The organism is Pandoraea bronchicola, from assembly GCF_902459805.1.
GTDB classification, from domain to species: Bacteria; Pseudomonadota; Gammaproteobacteria; order Burkholderiales; family Burkholderiaceae; genus Pandoraea; species Pandoraea bronchicola.
This window is the reverse complement of sequence record NZ_CABPST010000001.1, coordinates 279,367-299,497: the sequence shown is the minus strand read 5'-3', so window position 1 is coordinate 299,497 and position 20,131 is coordinate 279,367. Positions and strand designations below refer to the sequence as shown.

General features: G+C 64.3%; 9 protein-coding genes. 2 read left to right on the top strand and 7 right to left on the bottom strand.

Annotated features, from left to right (window positions below; all coding sequences use genetic code 11):
- Nucleotides 1-74 precede the first annotated feature (74 nt).
- Nucleotides 75-926, top strand: coding sequence for an NUDIX hydrolase (locus tag PBR20603_RS01280; RefSeq protein WP_150557745.1), 852 nt, complete (start codon nucleotides 75-77; stop codon nucleotides 924-926).
- A 78-nt stretch (nucleotides 927-1,004) separates the two neighbouring features.
- A complete protein-coding gene (gene purU, locus PBR20603_RS01275; protein ID WP_150557744.1) occupies nucleotides 1,005-1,877 on the top strand; it encodes a formyltetrahydrofolate deformylase in 873 nt (290 codons plus the stop codon).
- A 90-nt stretch (nucleotides 1,878-1,967) separates the two neighbouring features.
- Here purU and PBR20603_RS01270 read toward each other — a convergent pair whose 3' ends face one another.
- The 7 genes from PBR20603_RS01270 to PBR20603_RS01240 form a co-directional block, all read right to left on the bottom strand.
- Entirely contained in the window at nucleotides 1,968-3,383 is a 1,416-nt protein-coding gene (locus tag PBR20603_RS01270; RefSeq protein WP_150558274.1) for an MFS transporter, read from the bottom strand.
- A gap of 314 nt (nucleotides 3,384-3,697) precedes the next feature.
- On the bottom strand, nucleotides 3,698-4,144 hold the full coding sequence (locus tag PBR20603_RS01265) for a DUF488 domain-containing protein (protein WP_150557743.1): 447 nt from the start codon (nucleotides 4,142-4,144) through the stop codon (nucleotides 3,698-3,700).
- A gap of 174 nt (nucleotides 4,145-4,318) precedes the next feature.
- Nucleotides 4,319-14,230: an autotransporter-associated beta strand repeat-containing protein gene (locus PBR20603_RS01260; RefSeq protein WP_174977739.1), complete on the bottom strand. Its 9,912-nt coding sequence runs from the start codon at nucleotides 14,228-14,230 to the stop codon at nucleotides 4,319-4,321.
- A 409-nt stretch (nucleotides 14,231-14,639) separates the two neighbouring features.
- Nucleotides 14,640-15,773, bottom strand: coding sequence for a 2-aminoethylphosphonate--pyruvate transaminase (locus PBR20603_RS01255; RefSeq protein ID WP_150557741.1), 1,134 nt, complete (start codon nucleotides 15,771-15,773; stop codon nucleotides 14,640-14,642).
- A gap of 147 nt (nucleotides 15,774-15,920) precedes the next feature.
- Nucleotides 15,921-17,651, bottom strand: a complete 1,731-nt coding sequence (locus PBR20603_RS01250) for a putative 2-aminoethylphosphonate ABC transporter permease subunit (protein ID WP_150557740.1) — start codon at nucleotides 17,649-17,651, stop codon at nucleotides 15,921-15,923.
- A 79-nt stretch (nucleotides 17,652-17,730) separates the two neighbouring features.
- Nucleotides 17,731-18,813 (bottom strand): putative 2-aminoethylphosphonate ABC transporter ATP-binding protein, encoded by a 1,083-nt coding sequence (locus PBR20603_RS01245; protein WP_150557739.1) that lies wholly within the window; start codon nucleotides 18,811-18,813, stop codon nucleotides 17,731-17,733.
- Nucleotides 18,814-18,860: 47 nt separating this feature from the next.
- A complete protein-coding gene (locus PBR20603_RS01240; RefSeq protein ID WP_150557738.1) occupies nucleotides 18,861-19,901 on the bottom strand; it encodes a putative 2-aminoethylphosphonate ABC transporter substrate-binding protein in 1,041 nt (346 codons plus the stop codon).
- Nucleotides 19,902-20,131: the final 230 nt, after the last annotated feature.

Genomic DNA, 20,131 nt, shown 5'->3' with positions numbered 1-20,131 from the left:
CGCCGCTTCTGTAAAATGCCGGTTTTGCCCCGATTTTGCGCGCTTCCGATGGAGGCGCGTCCGGTCTTTGACGTATGTCTTTTGCTTGTATTGCGGCGGCGCGCCGCTTCGACGACACGGCGCATCTGCCGCTTGTGATCGGTTCGCAGCGTTATGGGTGGATTCGCCGTTGCGACGTCGAATCGCTGTGTCGTTGGCCCGACGTGTTCGAAATCAGTTCGCTGGCCGTGCGTATTCACCCGCGCCACGACACATGCGAAGCGCGCACGCAAGCGCTTGCACCGGTGATCGAGACGTTGGCGGCGCAAGGGCGCATTACCGGATGGCGCAACGAGCGTTACGCCATCCGTCAACGGCTGTACGACGCACCGCTCGCGTGGATCGAACGCGCGGCCTCCCGTTTTTTTGGCACGCGCACGTTCGCCGTGCATGTGAACGCCTACGTTCCGGCCCGCTTCGTCGGAGAAGCGCCGAAGATGTGGATCGCCCGGCGCAGCGTGCTCAAGGCGACCGATCCCGGTTGTCTCGACAATGCTGCCGCCGGTGGCATCGGCAACGGCATCGGCGTGGGTGACACGCTCGCCAAGGAATGCTGGGAAGAAGCCGGAATTCCGGCATACCTGGCGAACGAAGCGCGGCCCGGGCGCACGCTGCACATCCTCGCGGAGATTCCGGAGGGCGTGCAGTCCGAGCAGATTTTCGTCTACGACCTCGCGCTGCCGCGCGGCTTCGTGCCCGAAAACCAGGACGGCGAGGCGAGCGCACACTGGCTGTGCTCGGCCGGCGATGTGCGCGATGTGATCGCCCGCGGCAAGATGACCGTCGACGCCAGCCTCGCGAGTCTCGATTTCCTGCTGCGCGAAGGCGCCATTCGCGTCAAGGACTGCGCGGGTATCGAGGCGCTGTTCAAGCCGGCAGACGAGTAACCCGGCAATCGGCCGCACGGCCACCGGCAAGAATTTCAACACTGCAACGACATTGCAAGCCTTTGCCCAGGAGCAATCATGGCACCGATCGAAAATAGCTACATCCTGAAGTTGTCCTGCCCGGACCGTCCTGGCATCGTCCACACCGTGGCCGGTTTCCTGGTGGAGCGCGGCGGCAACATTCTCGACTCGGCCCAGTTCAATGATCGTTTCACCGGCGGCTTCTTCATGCGCGTGCATTTTCAGCAACTGCCGGGTCAGACCGATCTGGCCACGTTGCAGCGCGACTTTGCGCCGCTCGCCGAGCAGTACGAGATGCAATGGGAACTGGTCGACGCCGCGCTCAAGCCGCGCGTCATGCTCATGGTCTCGAAGATCGGTCACTGCCTGAACGATCTGCTGTTTCGCTACAAGACTGGCCAACTCAACATCGAAATTCCAGTGATCGTCTCGAACCACAAGGATTTCTATCAGTTGGCGGCAAGCTACAACATTCCGTTCCATCACCTGCCGCTCATGAACTCGACGCCGGAATCGAAGGCCGCGCAAGAAGCCAAGGTATATGAGCTGGTGCAGGACAACAACATCGATCTGGTGGTGCTCGCTCGCTACATGCAGGTGCTCTCGAGCGATCTGTGCAAGAAGCTCGCGGGCCGTGCGATCAACATCCATCACTCGTTCCTGCCGAGCTTCAAGGGGGCGAAGCCTTACTATCAGGCCTTCGACCGTGGCGTGAAGCTGATCGGGGCGACGGCGCACTACGTGACGTCCGATCTCGACGAAGGTCCGATCATCGAACAGGAAGTCGAGCGCGTGGATCACGCGATGGACCCCGAGCAACTGACCGCGATCGGTCGCGACGTGGAGTGTGTGGCGCTTGCGCGTGCGGTGCGTTATCACGCCGAGCACCGCATTCTGCTCAACGGCCACAAGACGGTGATCTTCCGCTAACCACGGCCGAGCGCCGCAGCAAGCAAAAACGCCCGGGACATCGTGTCCCGGGCGTTGTCATTTCTGACGGCATGCTTTTGGCGGGGGGCGTCAGCTACGCTGCGCCAGCTCACTGCCAGCATCGCGCGCGAGACGCGCAACCGAAATCGTCGAACTCACGGCGATCAGCGCCACGGTCAGGAAGGCCCAGGGGAAATCGACATTGGTCACATGATCGCGTCCGTGCAGCCAGGACGACGTTTGCAACACCGCAGCCCCGATGGTGATGCCAAGCGTGAGCGAGACCTGTTGCGCGACGCTGGCCAGACTCGTCGCCTGACTCATGCGCTGCGCCGGCACGTCGGCGTACGAGATCGCATTCAGACTGGTGAACTGCAACGAGCGGAAGCATCCGCCGAACAGCAGCGTGCCGAGGATCACCAGATGCGAGGTCTGTTCGGTGAATAAACCGTAGCTGCCGATCGTCGCCGACGCGATGAGCGCATTGGTCATCAGTACCCGGCGGAAGCCCCATCGTTGCAGAATGCGCAGCGAGAGTGTCTTCATGAACATCGCACCTGCGGCGGAAATGAACGTCAGCGCGCCAGATTCCATCGGTGTCATGCCGAAACCGAGTTGCAGCATCAATGGCAGCAGGAATGGCGTTGCCCCTACGCCAATGCGGAACAGCGTGCCACCCGCGACACCGGCGCGGAACGTGGGGATACGGAACAGATCGAGTCGCAGCAGCGGGTGCGTGAGTCCCTTCGCGTGATGCAGATACGAGACCAGCAATGCGGCGCCGATGGCGACGAGTCCCAGCGCAAGCGGCGTGGGAATCAGATGGCGGCCGATGGTGGACAAGCCCAGCATCAGGATCGACAGTCCCAGGCCCGACAGGATGAAGCCCTTGACGTCGAGCGGGGGGATTTCTTCCTCATACAGATCGGGAATGTACTTCGTCGCCAGGATGAAACCGAGCACGCCAATCGGAATGTTGATGAAGAAGATCCAGCGCCAGTGCCAATACGTGGTGATGAAGCCGCCAAGGGGTGGACCGAGCACCGGGCCGACCAGCGCGGGGATCGTGAGGTAGTTGAGCGCGCGCACCATGTCGCGCTTCTCCACAGACTTGAGCAATGCGAGGCGTCCCACCGGCACCATCATCGCGCCACCCATGCCTTGCACGAAGCGAGCAATGACCAGTTCCGTCAGATTGGTCGAGACGCCGCAGCCGATCGAGGCGAGCACGAACACCCCAATGGCCGTGCGAAAGACGTTGCGCGTGCCGAAGCGGTCGGCGATCCAACCGCTGATCGGGATGAACACCGCCAGGCTGATGAGGTAGGTGGTGAGCGCCAGCTTGAGCGTGATCGGGCTCTCGCCGAGATCTTTGGCGATCAACGGCAAGGAGGTGGACAACACGGTGGAATCCATGTTCTCCATGAACAGTGCGCAGGCAACTATCAGCGGAACGAGCATGAGGCATAGCGTTGCCGTCGCGGCAACGAGGTAAGCATTGGGAATACGACACGGCGCACGAGATTCTGCGCGCCGCCGGAGAGAACCGATGATACGGAAGCTGCGCGGCACATGGCTGGCGTGATGGCGGCGCTGTGAGCGTTATAGCAAACTTCGCCACCGCCCGTCCCGTTCGCATACAACGCCAGATGTCATGCGGGTCTCCACGGCATCGGCGTCACACGACACCGTTTTGAGGGGCGGAATGCCGTGTCTTGACGCGATACGCTGGCGTGCGTGGCGAACCGCAAAACCATCGCTGTCAGGCTAACGACGTCAGGGGGCCGACGTACGTCGATCCATCGGCCCGCCGTGACGCACTAACGTGATTCGAGGAAATCGCGCAACACATGAAGGTGCGTGTGCGCTTCGTCGTCTTCGAGTCGATGGGCCGCCGTGAGCAACGTGACCGGGCCTTCGGTCAATCGTTTGCGCAGTTCGGTGAGGGTGGCGTTGTGGTCGGCATCCAGCGCAGAGAGTTCATCGAGAAAGCGTTGACGGAATTCGTCGAACTGCTCGGGATGCTGGTGAAACCATTGCCGGAGCGGTGTGCTCGGCGTGACGTCCTTGGCCCAGAAGTCGATATGCGCCTTGATCTTGGCGAGACCGCGCGGCCAGAGACGGTCGGCGAGGATGCGTTGCCCGTCCGCGGGATCGGGGGCGTCGTAGGCTCGCTTGAAGTGAATCTCCAGGGGCTTGGTGCTGCGCTTGCGCGCCGTGCTGGCCTTGGCCGGTGGCGCGGCGTCAGTAGCTTTGGATGACGGCATGGGGGATAACCTTCCGGAGTGAGCGCGTGAGCGCGCGACACCGAGAGCTTACCGGAGGCGATGGTTGCAGGCGAGTCCCGCCCTTGGCCGGCGACGCCACCTCGCGCCGCCGGCCCATGGCACCTCCTCCGTACTTCGCTCGCTGCGGTAAGTGCCACAGAGCTAGCGCACGCGTCAGAAGCGCCAGTTGAGATTCCCATAGATGGTGTTGTCGCTGACTTGCCCGCCGAACTGGCCCGAGTAACTCACGCCAAGGGTCATCGCGGTGCCGACGAAGGCATCGACACCGGCGCTGACGACGGCGGCATCACGTGCGATCGGAACACCGCCAACGGTGAATGCCGCTGAGGTGCTGGAGAAAGCCAGCCGCATGTCGGGCGTGTTCGCGCCGTAGGCGTGACGCCAGCCTGCCGACAACCGCAGGCGCCCCGATGCGATCGAACCGGTGCCGAAGGCCATCTCGCCGCGCAAGCCGGCGGTCGAGAACGTGATGCCTTGCGATTGCTCGTCGGCGTGAAGCGCGGCGACGCTGCCCGTTTCGTCGAATGCACCGGTGCGCACGCGTGCGTATGCCACGTTGGCGAACGGTTCGATGCTGGCGGGGCCGGCGTCCAAGCGCCACGCGGCTTCACCGAAGACCTGCCACACAGAGGCGTCGTAGCTGGCCCTCGCCGTCTGTGCGATGGGGCCGATGGCTACGCTGCGCTGCGACGTGATTTGCTGCCATCCGTAGGCACCGCCAATCGTGGCGCCGAGGCGTCCGAAGCGACGGTTCACATACGCGCCGATCTGCGCATCGTTGCTGTTCCCGGAAGCCCCCGGCCCGGTATTGAACGTGCTGTGGCCGAGGCCGCCGAACCCGCCTGCACGCCATGCATCCGCCAGAGGCGCATCGACACCGGCAAGTACCCCCATGCCGCGCCGATGCAATGTGGAAGCCCCCGAGCCACCGTCAGCGACAGGTTTGCCGCGCAGTTGCCCATCGTTGCCATAGACCGACGCCCACGCCTGAGTTGCACGCGGCTGTGCGCGGCAGTCACCGCTACGGTTGACCTGTGCCGCGGGGGCAGGCAAACGCTCGTTCTCTGCCGACGAAACTTCGCAGTCCTGCGCAAGAGAAAGGTTCTCGCGCAGTCGTTGCGAGACGGCATCGCGCGCGATTTGGCTTTGACTCAGCAACATCGACGTAATCGACGCATGCAGGCTGCCGTCGAGACTCTCGAAGGCCGCCGGTGCTGTCGCGGCGGTCAGGCCGAGCGCGGCCTGATAGAGCGTGCTGCCACCGTCCATTGCCGCGACCGCGTCCGCAGCCGCCCGCTGATTCGGCGTGATGGCACCTGCCGGAAGCGGCGTACCGTTCGGCGCGAACGTCAGCAGCACGGATGTCGGCGTGTAGCTGACCTGAGGCGTGAGGTAGAGCAGGTCGGTCGACGCCGACGCAAATTGCCCGGAGACGCCGCCCGGTGCCGAGACGATGACGGCACCTGAGGCATCTGCGGGTCGCGTACCCAGTGCCGCGTGGATGACGAGATTGCTGCCGCCGACCGATGCACGGCCGCTGGCCTTCACCTGACTGGGAGCCGTGCCGGGAGCGGCACTGACTTGTAACGTCGAGCCCGGGGCAAGCGTGAGATCGCCGTTGACGCCTAACGTGGTGCCGGGAGATGCGACGACGATGTGGCTACCGGGTCCGCCGGTCAGCGTCCCGGTTTGCGCGCTCGCGCCGCTGCCGCCCGACAATGCCGGGGCAAGGGTCGTCAACGTGCCATCCGCTTGTACCGTGACTGGCGAGTTCGGAAGACTGCCGATGCCGAGTGTGCCGCCCGCCACGGTCGTCGGTCCGGTGAGCGGGTTCTGGCCGCTGAGCGTGAGCGTGGTGGCGGTGCCGGTTTTGGTCAGGCCACCGCTGCCGGCGACACTGCCGGAGAAGTCGCCTGCCGAGACCGTGACCGAACCGCCATTGATGGCGACGCCGCCTTGCGCCGTGCCATTGAGCGACGGCAATGTGACGTCCACCCCCTGCATTGCCACCGTGCCTTGCGAGACGACGAGCCCGCCGGTGCCAAGGCCCGTCGGCGAGGTGACGTTGACACTCCCGCCGGTGACCGTCGTGCCACCCGTGTAGCGGTTGTTGCCAGCCAGCGTGATGCCTTGCGGGGTATTCAGGGACAGGCCGCCGTTGCCCGTCACGTTGCCGCTGAGGGTGAGCGGTGATGCACCGGCGACGCCGAGGGTTGCGCCGTTGTTCAGCGTCACACCATTCGCCACGGTCAAGGGAGCGCTGGCCGGGGCGTTCGCGCCGAGCCCCCCATTACCGTTCACCGTAATGTCACCTGCGCCGAGCGCCGTGCTGTTGCCCAGGGAGAGCGTCCCAGCGTTCAACGTCGTGCCACCGGCGTACGTATTCGATGCGCCGAGCGAAAGCGTTCCGCTACCGTTCTTGACCAGTCTTCCCGCACCGGATAACGTGCCGCCGAACGTGTGATTCCCGCTGTCACCGGTTATCAACCCACCGCTGCCGAGCACTAGCTGTGTGCCGGTGTCAGCGTCGAGGGAGGCGAATGCCAGCGGTGCAGCAGACGCGGAGGCGTCGAACGTCGAACCGGTATTGCGCAATGCCAGACCCGCACTGCCGCCAAGTTGTCCGGAGGCGCCGAGCGCCAACGTGCCGCCTGTCACCGACGTCGTACCGGAGAAGGTGGTGACGCCGCCAAGCGTCACAGTGGCGGTGCCTTGTTTGGTGATGCCCCCCGCGCCGGCGATAACGCCGTCGAATGTGCTGTTCGCCGAGCCGCCGAACGTGAGCGATTGCGCGCCGAGCGACACCGTGGAGCCAGCCGCACCATCAATGCCTGCGATGAGGGTCTGAGTCGTCGTGTGCGTGACGTCCAGCGTCGTACCGGCGGCAAGTGAAACGTTGTTGGCGCCGGACAGCGTGCCACCCGAGTCGAGGGAGACGGTGCCGTTTGCCACATTGATGGCACCGGTGAAGGTGTTCTGTCCCGTCAGCGATAGCGTGCCCGCGCCGGTCTTGACGATGCCGCCTGCACCGGCGATGGACGCGGCCAGCGATTGGTGGGTGTTGTCGCCAAACGTGAGCGTGTTACCCCCGAGGTTCACACTGCCGCCGGTGCCTGATAGCCTCCCGAGCGTCTGATTTCCCGCGGCTGAGATATCGAATGTGGCGCCGGGGCCCGCCACGACGACATTCGCACCGCTCGCAAGTTGCCCCGTGGCACCGAGTGCGAGCGTGCCGTCGGCAATGGTGGTCGTGCCCGTGAACTGTTGTTGGCCCACGAGCGTTTGCGTTCCACTGCCTTGCTTGATGATGCCGCCCCCACCGGTGATCGTGCCGCTCACGGTGTGACTCGACGCATCGCCGAACGTCAGCGTATTGTTGCCCAGCGTGACGTTGGTGCCTGTCTGGGCAGTGAGTGCGCCGATAGTGCGGTTGCCGTTGGCGCCGGAAATGTCGAGCGTCGTTCCCGGATTCTGCAGCGTGACCGCCCCCGCCGCCGATAAAGAACCCGCACCGCCCAGCGCGAGCGTGCCGGCTTGCACGACCGTCCCGCCAGTGAACGTGTTCGTGCCCGTCATCGTCTCGGTCCCCGTGCCGACCTTCACGAGGCTGCCGGAGCCCATCACTCCGCCGCTGTAGGTCTCGTCGAGGCCGTTCGCACCGACCTCGAGCGTGTTGCTGCCCATGTTGATGGCGCCGCCGCCCATGAGCGCACCGAACGTCTGCGTGCCGTTGCCTGCCGACAGGTCGAACATCGCACCCGTCGCCACGTTGACGATGCCTGCGGCGTCGAGGCTTGCGCCCGCACCGAGAGCCAACGTGCCGCCGATGACATTGGTGGTGCCGGCGTAGGTGTTCTGGCCATTGAGGGTCAGCGTTGCCGCACCGTTCTTCGTGATGCCGCCCACACCGCTGATCGCACCGTTGAGCGCGAGATCGTTCGTGCCAACGACGCTGAGATTGCCATCGAGCATGATCTGATTGCCCAACGTGCTCGTTTGCGTCGCGTCGAGTGATGTGCCGTCGGCAAAGCGCGCAACACCTGTCCCCAATGCGGTGTTGCTGTTCACCGCGATCCCCCCCGCCTGAACGTCGATTCCGCCACCGAAGTCGTTATTGCCCGCGAGCGTTTGTACGCCGTTGCCGAGTTTGACGAGGCTGCCGCCTGCACCATGAACGTCAGATGCCAGTGCATCGCTCGCTGCGTCGGCAAGCGTGAGTGCTGCGTTACCGAGATTGATGGCACTGCCTGTGACGCCAGCGATTGAGCCGACCGTTTGATTTGGCCCTGCCGAGAGATCGAGCCTCCCGGTCGCGCCGTCGAGGGTGATGGCGTTGCCATTCAACCTGGTACCGTTGCTTAGGGCGAGAGTGCCGGCGTCGATGCGCACGTCGCCAGTCAGCGCCGCTCCGCTGTCTAGCATTTGCGTCCCGCTGCCTTGCTTGATGAGGCCGCCGGTGCCGTTGAGCGTGCCGGTAAAGGTTCCGTTCCCCGCGCTGCCAAGTGTAAGTGTCTGCGTGCCCGCGTTGACCGTGCTGCCGGCCGCGCCGTTGAGTGATCCGATGACGGGCGCGGTGGCGGCGCTGACATCGAACGTCGCGCCGGAGGCGAGCGTGACATCGTTCGCGCTCGACAGTGTGGCACCAGCGCCCAGCGCGAGCGTGCCGCTGTCCACGCCGACATTCCCCGTGAACGTGTTGACTCCGCCGAGCGTCAACCGTCCGCTGCCATCCATGATGAGGGCACCGGTGCCCGAGATGGCGCTTGCGAGCGCGGAGGTGTCGTTGTTACCCACCCGCAAAGTACTGCCACCACCGAGAACCACGCTCCCCCCGGTGCCTGACAGATGGCTGAGTGATTGATTGCCCGCCGCGCTGACGTCGAGCACTGCACTGCCGCTTGCCAAAGCCACGACGGCGCCAGTTCCCAGGTTGCCGGTCGAGCCGATGGCGAGCGTTCCATCGGTAATCGTTGTGGTTCCGGTGTACTGCTGGGCGCCGAGCACTGTCGTTGTCCCGCTGCCTTGTTTGACGATGCCGCCGCTGCCACTGATGAGCGCGGCGACGGTGTGGCTCGTCGCATCGCCGAAGGTCAGCGTGTTGCCGCCCAATCGGATCTGCGTCCCTGCACCGGCGGAGAGCGCACCAACCGTTTGCGGTCCATTGGCACCGGAGATGTTGAACGTCGAACCGGCATTGTTCAGCGTGAGCGCACCCTCCGCGGCAAGGGTGCCCGCGCCGCCCAGTGCCAGCGTGCCCGTTTGTACGACCGTGCCGCCCGTATAGGTGTTCTGTCCGGTGAGCGTTTCCGTGCCGGTGCCAATCTTGATAACTGACCCCGTGCCCATGAGGCTGCCGCTGAACGTGCCGTTGGAGGCGGCCCCGATCTCGGTCACGAGAGCGCCGATGTTGACGGTTCCCGCGCCATCGATAGCACCCATGACCTGTGTTCCATTGCCTGCCGAGAGGTCGAGCGTTGCGCCGCTGGCAATGTTGATCGATCCCGACGCATTGAGCGACGCGCCGGCCCCCAGCGCCAGCGTGCCTGCGTCGACGATCGTTGCCCCGGTGTAGGTATTGCTGCCACCGAGCGTCAGCCTCGCCGCACCGATCTTGGTCAGTCCGCCCGAACCGGACAACACGCCGTTGAGCGTCAGGTCGTGACCGCCAAGCACCGTCAACGTGCCCGACAAACCCATGTTGTTGCCCAGCGTAATGGCTTGCGTGCTGTCGAGACTCGCATTGCTGTTGAGCGTGAGCGCACCGATGCCGAAGGCGAGATTGTCACCTGCCACCAGACCGCCTTCGCCCACGATCATGCCGCCGGAGAAGTCGCTGGCACCCAGGAAGGTCTGCGCGCCGGCGCCCGTCTTGATGAGCGCGCCTGCCCCGTGAATCGCGCCACCGAACGAGGCGTCGACGTTGCCGCCAAACGTCAGATTCTGCGAGCCGAGTGACACGCTGCTGCCCGCGACGCCATTCAACGCGCCGATCACCGTGGTGCCGCCCTCGCTAATGTCGAAGGTGCTACCTGCGCCGCTTAGCGTCAGGGCATTCGCACCTTGCATCGATGCGCCGCTGCCCAGCGCCAGCGTACCGTTGGCGACATCGATGCCGCCTGCAAACGTCTGCGTCGTCGTGAGTGTTTGCCGTCCCGCGCCCTGTTTGACGATGCCGCCCGTGCCGCTCAACGTCGCGGCCAATGTCTGATCGCTCGCGTCACCAAAGGTCAGCGTGTTGGCGCCCAGGGTCACCGTGCCGCCAGTGCCGGAGAGTGCACCGATGGTTTGCGCGCCTGACGCGCCGCTCACATCGAACACTGCCGTAGGACTGTTCAGTACGACAGCCCCTTGATTGGCGAGCGAGCCACCGGCACCCAATGCAAGCACGCCGTCGTTGATCGTTGTGCCGCCGGTCCATCCGCCCGCGCCGTTCAGTGTCAACGTAGCCGCGCCGGTCTTTTGCAACGAGCCGCTACCTGAGACGTCTCCCGTCAACGTCAGATCGTTGCTGCCGAGGATGGCTGATGTGCCGTTCAGCGTGATGTTTTTGCCGAGGGTTAGTACCTGCGTGGTGTCGAGCGTCGTCTGATCGGCCATTGTGAGCGCGCCGGTTCCGATGGCATTCGCGTTGCCCAATTGAAGACCGCCTGCCGCGAGATCGACCCCGCCCGTGAAGTCGCTGGCGCCGGCCAGTGTCTCCACGCCGCCGCCTTGTTTCACGAGTGCGCCGGTGCCGTGAATGCTGCCATTGAATGTCTCGCCGTTGCCATCGCCGAACGTCAGCGTGTTCGCACCGAGAAAGACCTGAGCGGCGCCGCCGCTGAGCGAGCCGATGGTCTGGGCACCCGCTGCGCTGATGTCCAGCGACGTCGTGCTGTCGCCCAGCGTTATGGCGTTCTGCGGCGACAACCCACCCCCCGCGCCGATGACGAGGGCGCCGCCGCCGACCACGATGCTTCCGGTAAACGTCTGCTGCGCGGTCAACGTCTGTGTGCCCGTGCCGAACTTGACGATGCCGCCGCCGTTGCCGGTCAGCGTGCCCGCAAAGGTCTGATCGCTGTTGTCGCCGAACGAGAGCGTATTGCTGCCGAGACGAATTGTGCTTCCCGCGGCGCCAGATAACGCATGGACGGTCTGGTTCTCGCCGCTGCTGATATCGAGTGTGGCACCGCCGGCAAGGCTGACAGGGTTGGCCGAGAGCGTGCCAGTGCCGCTCAGGGCCAGCGTGCCTTCCTCGATGTTGATCTGACCTGTGAAGGCGTTCTGGCCTGTCAGCGTTTGTGTGCCCGCGCCGAGTTTGACGATACCGCCCGTCCCCCCGATGCTGCCCGCGAAGGTCGCGCTGGCCGCGTCGCCGAGGGTGAGTGTATTGCTGCCGAGCGTGACCTGGCTATTGGAGGTACCGGTCAGCGACCCGATGCTCACGGGACCTGCGCCACCGATATCGAACGTGGCGTTATCGGCAACGGTCACGACATTGCTGCCGGTCAGCGTGTTATTGCCTTGCAGCGCGAGCCGCCCCGACGCGATGTCGATGCCGCCGGTAAACGTTTGCGCTCCTGAGAGCAGGAGCGAGCCGCTGCCTTGCTTGACGATTCCGCCTGCCCCAGAGATCGTGCCGCCGAATGTCGAATTTCCGGCGGCACCAATGGTCAGCGTCTGATTGCCGATCAACACCGTCGATCCGTTCACCCCGGAGAGCGTTCCGAACGTCATGCCGGCGGCTGCGGACAAATCGAGCGTCGCACCGTTGCCCGACAGGGCAAGCGGCGTGGCGTTGGCGAAAGCACTGCCCTGAAGCACGAGCGTGCCCGCTCGGACATTGATACCGCCTCCGGACGTATTGGTGCCGGTCAGCGTCATCGTACCGGTGCCTTGCTTGACGATGCTGCCGCCGCTGCCGGAAAAGACGCCGGAGAACGTCTGGTCGGTCGCATCGCCGAACGTCAGCGCATTGTTGCCCAGCGCGATGGACGTGTTGGCAATGCCGGTCAACGCGCCAATGGTTTGCGCGGACGCCTGACTGATGTCGAACGTGGTGCCGCCACCGAGCAGCGACACGGCACCGGTGCTGGCGAGCGAGCCGCCGCTACCGAGCGCGATGCCGCCGGCGTTGATCGTCGTGCCGCCCGTAAACGTATTTGCACCGGAGAACGTTTGCGTATCGCCGTTCGTCTTGATGATGCCGCCCGTGCCGCTGATCGTGCCCGCGAACGTGCCACCGGCGCTGTTGCCAAGGGTGAGGTTATGACTGCCGAGATGGACCTGCGTGTTCGCCACACCCGACAGCCCGGTGATCGCGCGGTCGCCGTCCGCGTTCGACATATCGAAGACCGCTCCGGCACCCGAGAGCGTGAGCGGTGTGCCTCCGATCTGCAACGAACCGGGTCCCGAGAGGGCCAGTGCTCCCGCTGCGACATTGATGCCGCCGCTGAACGTATTGGCACCTGTGAGCGTGACTGTCTGCGCCCCCTGTTTGGTGACGCTGCCACTGCCGGTAATTTGACCGGCGAGGGTGAGCGGTGCGCTACCGCCGAACGTCAACGTGCTGCCGCCGCCAATCGCGACCGGATTCGCGAGGGTGACCGACGCGCTGGCATCCAGCACGCCAGACGTGCCGGAGACCTGCACGGTGCCGCTACCGAGCGCCGTGCTGCTGCCGGCGATCAGCGTGCCGCTGGTCAGTGAGGTGCCGCCGGAGTAGGTGTTGTTTCCCGAGAGCGTCAGGTTGCCGGTGCCTGTCAGTGACACTCCGCCACTGCCCGTGACCGTGTTGCTGAACGCGAGGGGATTCGCACCGGAGACTGTCAGGCCATTGGCGCCGAGCGTGACCGGGAGCGCGATGCCCAGCCCAGAACTGGCGGCCTGCAACGCGCCGCCATTGACCGTGAGCGAGCCGGTGCCGAGGCTGCCAGGATTGTCGAAGATGGTGAGGCCGCCGTTAAGCGTTGTGGCGGTGACCGCCAGTGGCCCGATAAGCGTCCAGGTTCCGCCACTGACGGTGGCTTGCGAGAAATTCAGGTAGCTGGCCCCGTTGAGTGTGCCGCTGCCTGTCGTCGTGGCATTGTTTGCCGAGTTGCGAAGGATCAGCGAATTGACGCCGCCCGCGCCGCCATCGATCACCCCCGTCGCCGCGAAGCCAAGGTCGAATCCGGTCACGGTCAGTGCGCCGAGGCCGGTGCTGCCGCCGTCGTCGACCGTCGAGCCCGTGACGGCCGTGAATGTGTTGGTGCTGTTCGTGCCGAGCGAGACGCTACCGCTTAGCGCCCCTTCGTTGGTCAACGTGTTGCCGGCTCCCGGTGTTGCGTTCGCTTGAAACGCGATGCGCCCCAGCACCGTGCCCGTGTTACTGAAGTTGACGGCCCCGCCTCCGTAAGCGGCCACGACAGGGGCGCTGCCGGTGCCGGTGAGCGAGACGCCAAGCAGTGGCGTAGCGCCGAGCGTGCCGCTGTTGTTGATGATGGTGGTGCCGCCGGCGGCGTTCTGCACCGTCAACGCCAGGCCGGTGAGGCCTGGCAGGTTCACACCGAGAGGGCCCACCGTGCCGCGCATGATGGCGTTGTTCGTCACCGTTTGCGTACTGCCGCCTGCATTCGCATTGCCGATGACCGTGCCGCTGGCGAGGACGCCGATGCCGCCGAGCAGTGAGGGATCGATCGTGCCCCCGTTCACGAGCGTTACGTTATTGCCGGTCAGTGACATTGCGGTGCCGCCAATGCCGAGCAACACACCGACACCCGCGCTGCTGTTCACGTTCACCTGAAGATTGTTCGCCGCGTTCGCATAAGACGGCGCCAGCGGGTTGGCGGCACCGCTGCACGTGACGACGTTGCCCGCTGTGGCGCAGGCCGCCCACACCGGCGCGGGCGCTGCCGCCCCGAGCAAAGCGAGGCATGCAAGGCAAACGCGGGTGACCGGATAGGAAAGGATCGACGAGCGTGTGCCGCAGCGGGCACGTTGCACGCGCGATGCCGGTGCGCCCGGGCTTTGACGCGCCGTTTCCGGCGCAGGGACGACATCGACGCGGCAATGCCGCCAGACCAACCGATAGAGGTGCTTGTTCATCGTGCTCCGGTTCCCAATTGAAGTGGCGTGCATGAAGACGGCGCGCGCGAGACGAGCGCGTGCCTTTGGCAACCGACATTCGGGGGGAGGCGACGACAGCGGCGGACGAACGGGCAACGCGCCGAGCGAGCCGTTGCGTTTCTTGCCGGATGAAGCGCTAATGCGGGGGTTATGTGCGGGACATTCTAGGAAGCACTGTGGGAAAGTGCCCGTTGTGCTCAGGTGACGGGCGCGCACGGAGAACCGGCGGCGGTGCCGGATTTGGTCGGGGAATCAAGGCCGTGCGATGACGCGGCGATGACGTTGCCGCGTCGGGAGAATCCGAGAGTTTCAGACGATTCCCTGCATCGGCGGAAATCGTCGAAGACGGGTGGCCGATGGGGCCACCCGTTGTGCTGCGCCTGACTGGCTACGCAGCGCGCGTGAGCGGTGCCACTTGCCGAATGCCGAGCGACGTTAGCGACTGCGCAATCGCGGTGACGACATTGCGCATTTCGTTGTCGTCGATGGCGCCGATGCAGCCGACGCGGAACGTTTCGATTTGCGTGAGTTTGCCCGGATAAAGGATGTAGCCACGATCGCGAACGGCTGCGTAAAACGCCTTGAAGTCGTACTTGCTGTCAGCGGGGGCGTGGAACGTCACGATCACCGGGGCCTGGACTTCCGGTGCAAGGAACGGACGAAAGCCCAACGAGGCCATCCCGTCGACTAACGTACGGCAGTTCGTCCGGTAACGCTCGCCGCGTACCGTCTGTCCGCCTTCGGCGAGGAACTGATCGACGGCTGCGCGCAAAGCCGCGACCACATGCGTCGGCGGCGTGAAGCGCCATTGCGTGGTCTTCTGCATATAGGTGTACTGGTCGTGCAGATCCATCGCCAGCGAATGGCTGTTACCGGCACTGGCTTCCAGCCGCGACTTCTTCGCGATCACGAAGCCCATGCCCGGCACGCCTTCGAGGCACTTGCCGCTCGCAGCGATGAGGGCGTCGAACGGCATCGATCGCACGTCGATCTCTACGGCGCCAAACGAACTCATGGCGTCGACGATGAGCCCCTTGCCGTGCTTCTGGCAAACGCGCGCGATGTCGGCGAGCGGATTGAGTACCCCCGCCCCGGTTTCCAGATGAACCTGCGCCACATGCGTGATCGACGGATCGCGCGTGAGCGCTTCGTCGATGGCAGCGGCGCCGGCGGCCTGATCTTCGGGGATGGGCAGGGCGACGGCGTCGCGCCCGAGATAGCGGCAGATTTTCAGAATGCGCTGGCAATACGCGCCGTTATCCGGCACGAGAATACGCGCGCCGCGTGGCGTGAGCGTGCCGATGGCCGCTTCGACGGAGAACGTGCCCGAGCCTTGCAACGGCACGCAGACATAGTCTTCGCCGCCATGCACAACATCTACCAGATCGCGACACAGCGACGCGGTAATGCGATTGAACTGGGCGTCCCACGACCCCCAATCGCGCAGCATGGCCTGTCGGGTCGCCGGCGACGTGGTGAGCGGGCCGGGGGTGAGCAGAATCGGTTCCTGACCGAGAATCATGACCGCCTCCTATCAAGCGGGAAAACAAGCGAGAGAAGTAACAACACTGTCGAGGTTCGTGTTGCGACAGGCGCCGGCACTGCGGACACACCGCCGGGCCCGGATTCGTTGGTGGGCTGGTTCGTGATCTCTATGCCTTCGGTGGTTTCACTGTGCCTTGCGAGCCAATCCGGACGGTCGCCGCCACGCCTGCGTGTAGCGCTCCACCACGCGTTGAATGCCGTGATAAAGCAGGCACACCACCATCGACGTGAGCACGACCAATGTGGCCATGGCTGCTGCGGGACCGATCGAGCCGGTTTCGTCCATGTTGACGATGGCGACCGACGCGAGCGACGTATCGGCCGAATAGAGGAACACGACCGCCGAGACCGTCGTCATGGCGTTGACGAAGAGGTATCGGCTGATGTCGATGATCGACGGCAGGCAGATCGGTGCGGACACGCGCCAGAACGTGCGATAGAACGGCACCTTCAGCGACGCCGACACGTACTCGAACTCCGGGTCGATCTGCTTGAGCGCAGTCACGGCCGTGAGATGGCTCGACGAGTAGTAATGCACGACATTGACGATCACCAGAATGGCGAGCGTGCCGTACAGGCTGTGCAATGGGTTGGCCTCGGGAACGAAGAAGAAGATGTAGCCAAGCCCCAGCACGAGGCCGGGCACCCCCATCGGCAGCACGGCCATCATGCGGATGAAGCCACGCAGCCACGTCATGCCGCGCGTCTTCTCGAGCAGGTAGGCGATCACAAAGATCGCTGCCGTGCCCCACACCGCGCACCAGAACGCCATTTGCAGGCTGTTGACATACGAGTCGAACGCGCCGCTTTCGATGAGGCCGAAACGATAGTGTCCCAGCGACAGGCTGAAGTTGTAAGGCCAGAACTTCACAAACGACGCATATACCGCCATGCCGAGAATCGCGAGCATGATCGCGGCCATGCCCCAGCACAGCGTGGCCATCAGCCAGTCGAAACCGCCCGACGGCTTCGGCACGTAAGGCACTGCGCGCGCCGAGAGCAACGCCTGCTGCTTGCGTTGCACGACCGAATCCACCAGATATGTGATGCCCACCGGTACGAGCAGCACGAGACCCACGACCGCGCCCTTCGAGAAATCCTGCTGACCGATCACGAGCTTGTAGATGTCGGTCGCGAGCACATTGAAGTCACCGCCGATGACCTTCGGAATTCCGAAATCGGAGATCGCATAGGTGAAGACGATCATCGCGGCGCTGATCACCCCGTACTTTGCGCCTGGCAGGGTGATGGTGAAGAAGCGTCGCAGCATGGGCGTGCCCAGTGCGTCGGCGGCTTCATACAGCCGGGCATCGGTCAGCGAGAGCGCGGTGATCAGAATCATCAGCGCATGCGGGAACGTGGCGTTCACCAGCGACATCACGATGCCCAGCGGGCCGTAGATGTCCACCTCGCCCATGAAAGGCCGCAACAGCCCTTGATTGCCGAACCAGAAGATGAACGAGATCGCAGGCAGCAGCGTGGGGCCGAGAATCGGAATGAGCGCGATGTTGCGCAACAGCGTTTTGCCGCGTATGCAACTGCGCGTGAGTGCATACGCGAAGATGAAGGCGAGCGGCACGGTGATGCACATTGTCACCATCGAAATCCAGACGCTGTTCCAGATCGATCCGAACAGCGCGGGCGAATGAAAATACTCGCGGAAGTGTTGCAGGCCGACGAAGTGTCCGTCATTGTCCTGCACACTCTTGATGAGAATGGCGGCCATCGGCGCGAGCAGAAAGAGCACGCCCGCCGCTGCGGCGACCAGCAGCAGCGCCTGCGCGAGACGATCTGTCCAGTGAGACGCGAGGCGCACCGGGCGAACGGCCGATGGCGGCGGGCAGTCTGTCGTCATGGATGCTGCCGGTGCCGTGGGCGCCGCGTGAGCCTGTGGCGAGTGGGGCAGTGCGGAGGGTAGGGAACTCATCGTGGCATCACCCCTGACGGAAGACGCGTACGGCTGCGCTCGGCACGGCAAAGCGCAGCGCGCCGCCGGTGGCGGGTTGCAGGGCCTGCATGTCGGCAGGAGAGAGGTCAGCGTAAAGCGGGTGGTCGCAGGCGAGCATGCGCAGCGTCACGCGCGAGAACGCCCCGAGAAACTCGATCTTCTCGACGGCACCATCGAACACGTTCACTTCGCCGTCGAGGCCGTCGATATCCCGCACGAGAACGTCCTCCGGCCGGAAGAAGACGCGAATGTCTTCGCCGGTACGGCAGCCATTGAGCGTGCCGCATGTCAGCTCGTATTGCCCGACGCGCACGCGACCGGCATCACCGAGGCGTGCGGGCAGGATGTTGGTCTTGCCGACGAAATCTGCGACGAAGGGCGTCGCCGGATGCTGATAGATTTCACCGGGCGTGCCGACCTGTTCGATCACGCCGTGGTTCATCACCACGATGCGATCGGCCATCGACAGCGCTTCTTCCTGATCGTGCGTGACGAGAATCGTGGTGATGCCGAGCCGCTGTTGCAGGGCGCGAATCTCGCTGCGCAGGCGCACGCGCACGCGGGCATCGAGCGCAGAGAGCGGCTCGTCCAGCAACAGCAGTCCGGGCGACGTCGCCAGCGCACGGGCAATGGCAATACGCTGCTGCTGACCGCCGGAGAGCTGGCCGGGAAACTTGCCGCCCGCGTCGGGCAGGCCGACCATCTCGAGCAACTCTGCCACGCGTGCGTCGCGCTCGGCGCGCGGCACGCGCCGGTTCGTCAGTCCGTAGGCAACGTTCTGCGCGACGCTCAGGTTGGGGAACAGCGCGTACGACTGAAAGACGATGCCGTAGTCGCGCTGCATGGGGGGGAGCGTCGAAATGTCGCGGCCGTTCTGCGACAGCGTTCCCTGCGTTTGCGCCTCCAGTCCGGCGATGATGCGCAGCAGCGTTGTCTTGCCACAGCCCGAAGGACCGAGAAAACACAGCATTTCGCCACGTCGCACGGTGAGGTGAATGTCGTGCAGCACCACGGTGCTGTCGAAGCGTTTGTGGATGCCGGCGAGGCTCAGATACGTGTCGTCGCTCATTCGGGGACCTCCTGCAAGGATCGCGTTGTCCGGTGGGCCGGGAGACGTTACTTCTTCTCCGACTTGGCACCGTAGCGCTTCTGCCATTCGGCGAGCACCGATTCGCGGCGCTTCGCGATGTCAGTGAAGTCGTTCTTCACGAGCATGTCGGGATAGTTGGCGGGAATCGTGTCGAACTGCTTCGCCACACCCGGATACGCCACGATCGCCCAGTCTTTCGCGTACATCTCGTTGGCTTCCTTGCTGGCGAGCCAGTCCATGTAGCGCTTGGCGGCGTCGAGCTTCCTGGTGGTCTTCACGATGCCCGCGGCTTCGATGTCGTAGCCCAGTCCTTCCTTCGGAAACACGAGTTCGATGGGCGCGCCGGCGGCCTTCGTGCGATGCGCATTGAACTCGAACGAGATACCGATGGGGTACTCACCCGCGCCCGCGTCGCGGCACGGCTTCGAGCCCGAATGCGTGTACTTGACGATGTTCTTGTCGAGCGCGTCCATGTACTTCCAGCCGCCTTCCTTGCCGAACATCTGCAGCCATGCGGTCACGTCGAGAAAGCCCGTGCCGGAGGTGGCCGGATTGGGCATCACGATCATGCCCTTGTAGACGGGCTTGGCGAGGTCTTCCCACGACGTGGGTTTAGGCAGATTGCGCTTGGCGGCTTCCACCGTGTTGAAGCAGACCGTGGCGCCCCATACGTCCAGCCCGACCCACGACGGCGGGTTCGCTTTGTCGCTGTACGCCCGCGTGAGCTGATCGAAGCCCTTGGGGGCGTAGGGCATCAGCAGCCCCTCCTGCTTGATCAGTTCCAGGCTCGACGCCGCGAGCCCTGCAATCACGTCTGCCTGCGGGTTGGCTTTTTCTGCGAGCACCTTCGCGGTCACTACGCCTGTGGAGTCGCGCACGTACTTGATTTCAATGTCGGGATTCGCTTTCTGGAACGCCTCGGCGTACGGGCGCATGACTTCGACTTCCCACGCCGTGTACACGGTCAGCGTGGTCTTGGCGAGCGCGTTGCCCGCTTGGGCGGCGCAGACGAGTCCGGCGGCGAGCGCGGCAGCAGCACGCATGGCACGGCGCAATGATGGGTTCATGGACGGCTCCTGTGGGTCGCGAATCCTGTCGCGTGAGTGAGTACGGCAAACGCCTGCTATGAGGCGATGTGTTGCATATTATTGGCAATTTATGTCTTTTTCTTGAAACCCGTGGTCTTTGTCATCTGTTCGTCAAATACCTCCAATAGTATGGAAATCATTGATTCAGATGGGGTTTTGTCGTTGCCTGCACCGACTCACCCCGACGGTGTTGCCTCATTTGCCTGCTG

Coding starts and splice junctions, on each gene's coding strand:
- PBR20603_RS01280 (WP_150557745.1), top strand. CDS start 75: ATGTCTTTTGCTTGTATTGCGGCGGCGCGCCGCTTCGACGACACGGCG.
- purU (WP_150557744.1), top strand. CDS start 1,005: ATGGCACCGATCGAAAATAGCTACATCCTGAAGTTGTCCTGCCCGGAC.
- PBR20603_RS01265 (WP_150557743.1), bottom strand. CDS start 4,144: ATGCCGTCATCCAAAGCTACTGACGCCGCGCCACCGGCCAAGGCCAGC.
- PBR20603_RS01260 (WP_174977739.1), bottom strand. CDS start 14,230: ATGAACAAGCACCTCTATCGGTTGGTCTGGCGGCATTGCCGCGTCGAT.
- PBR20603_RS01255 (WP_150557741.1), bottom strand. CDS start 15,773: ATGATTCTCGGTCAGGAACCGATTCTGCTCACCCCCGGCCCGCTCACC.
- PBR20603_RS01250 (WP_150557740.1), bottom strand. CDS start 17,651: ATGACGACAGACTGCCCGCCGCCATCGGCCGTTCGCCCGGTGCGCCTC.
- PBR20603_RS01245 (WP_150557739.1), bottom strand. CDS start 18,813: ATGAGCGACGACACGTATCTGAGCCTCGCCGGCATCCACAAACGCTTC.
- PBR20603_RS01240 (WP_150557738.1), bottom strand. CDS start 19,901: ATGAACCCATCATTGCGCCGTGCCATGCGTGCTGCTGCCGCGCTCGCC.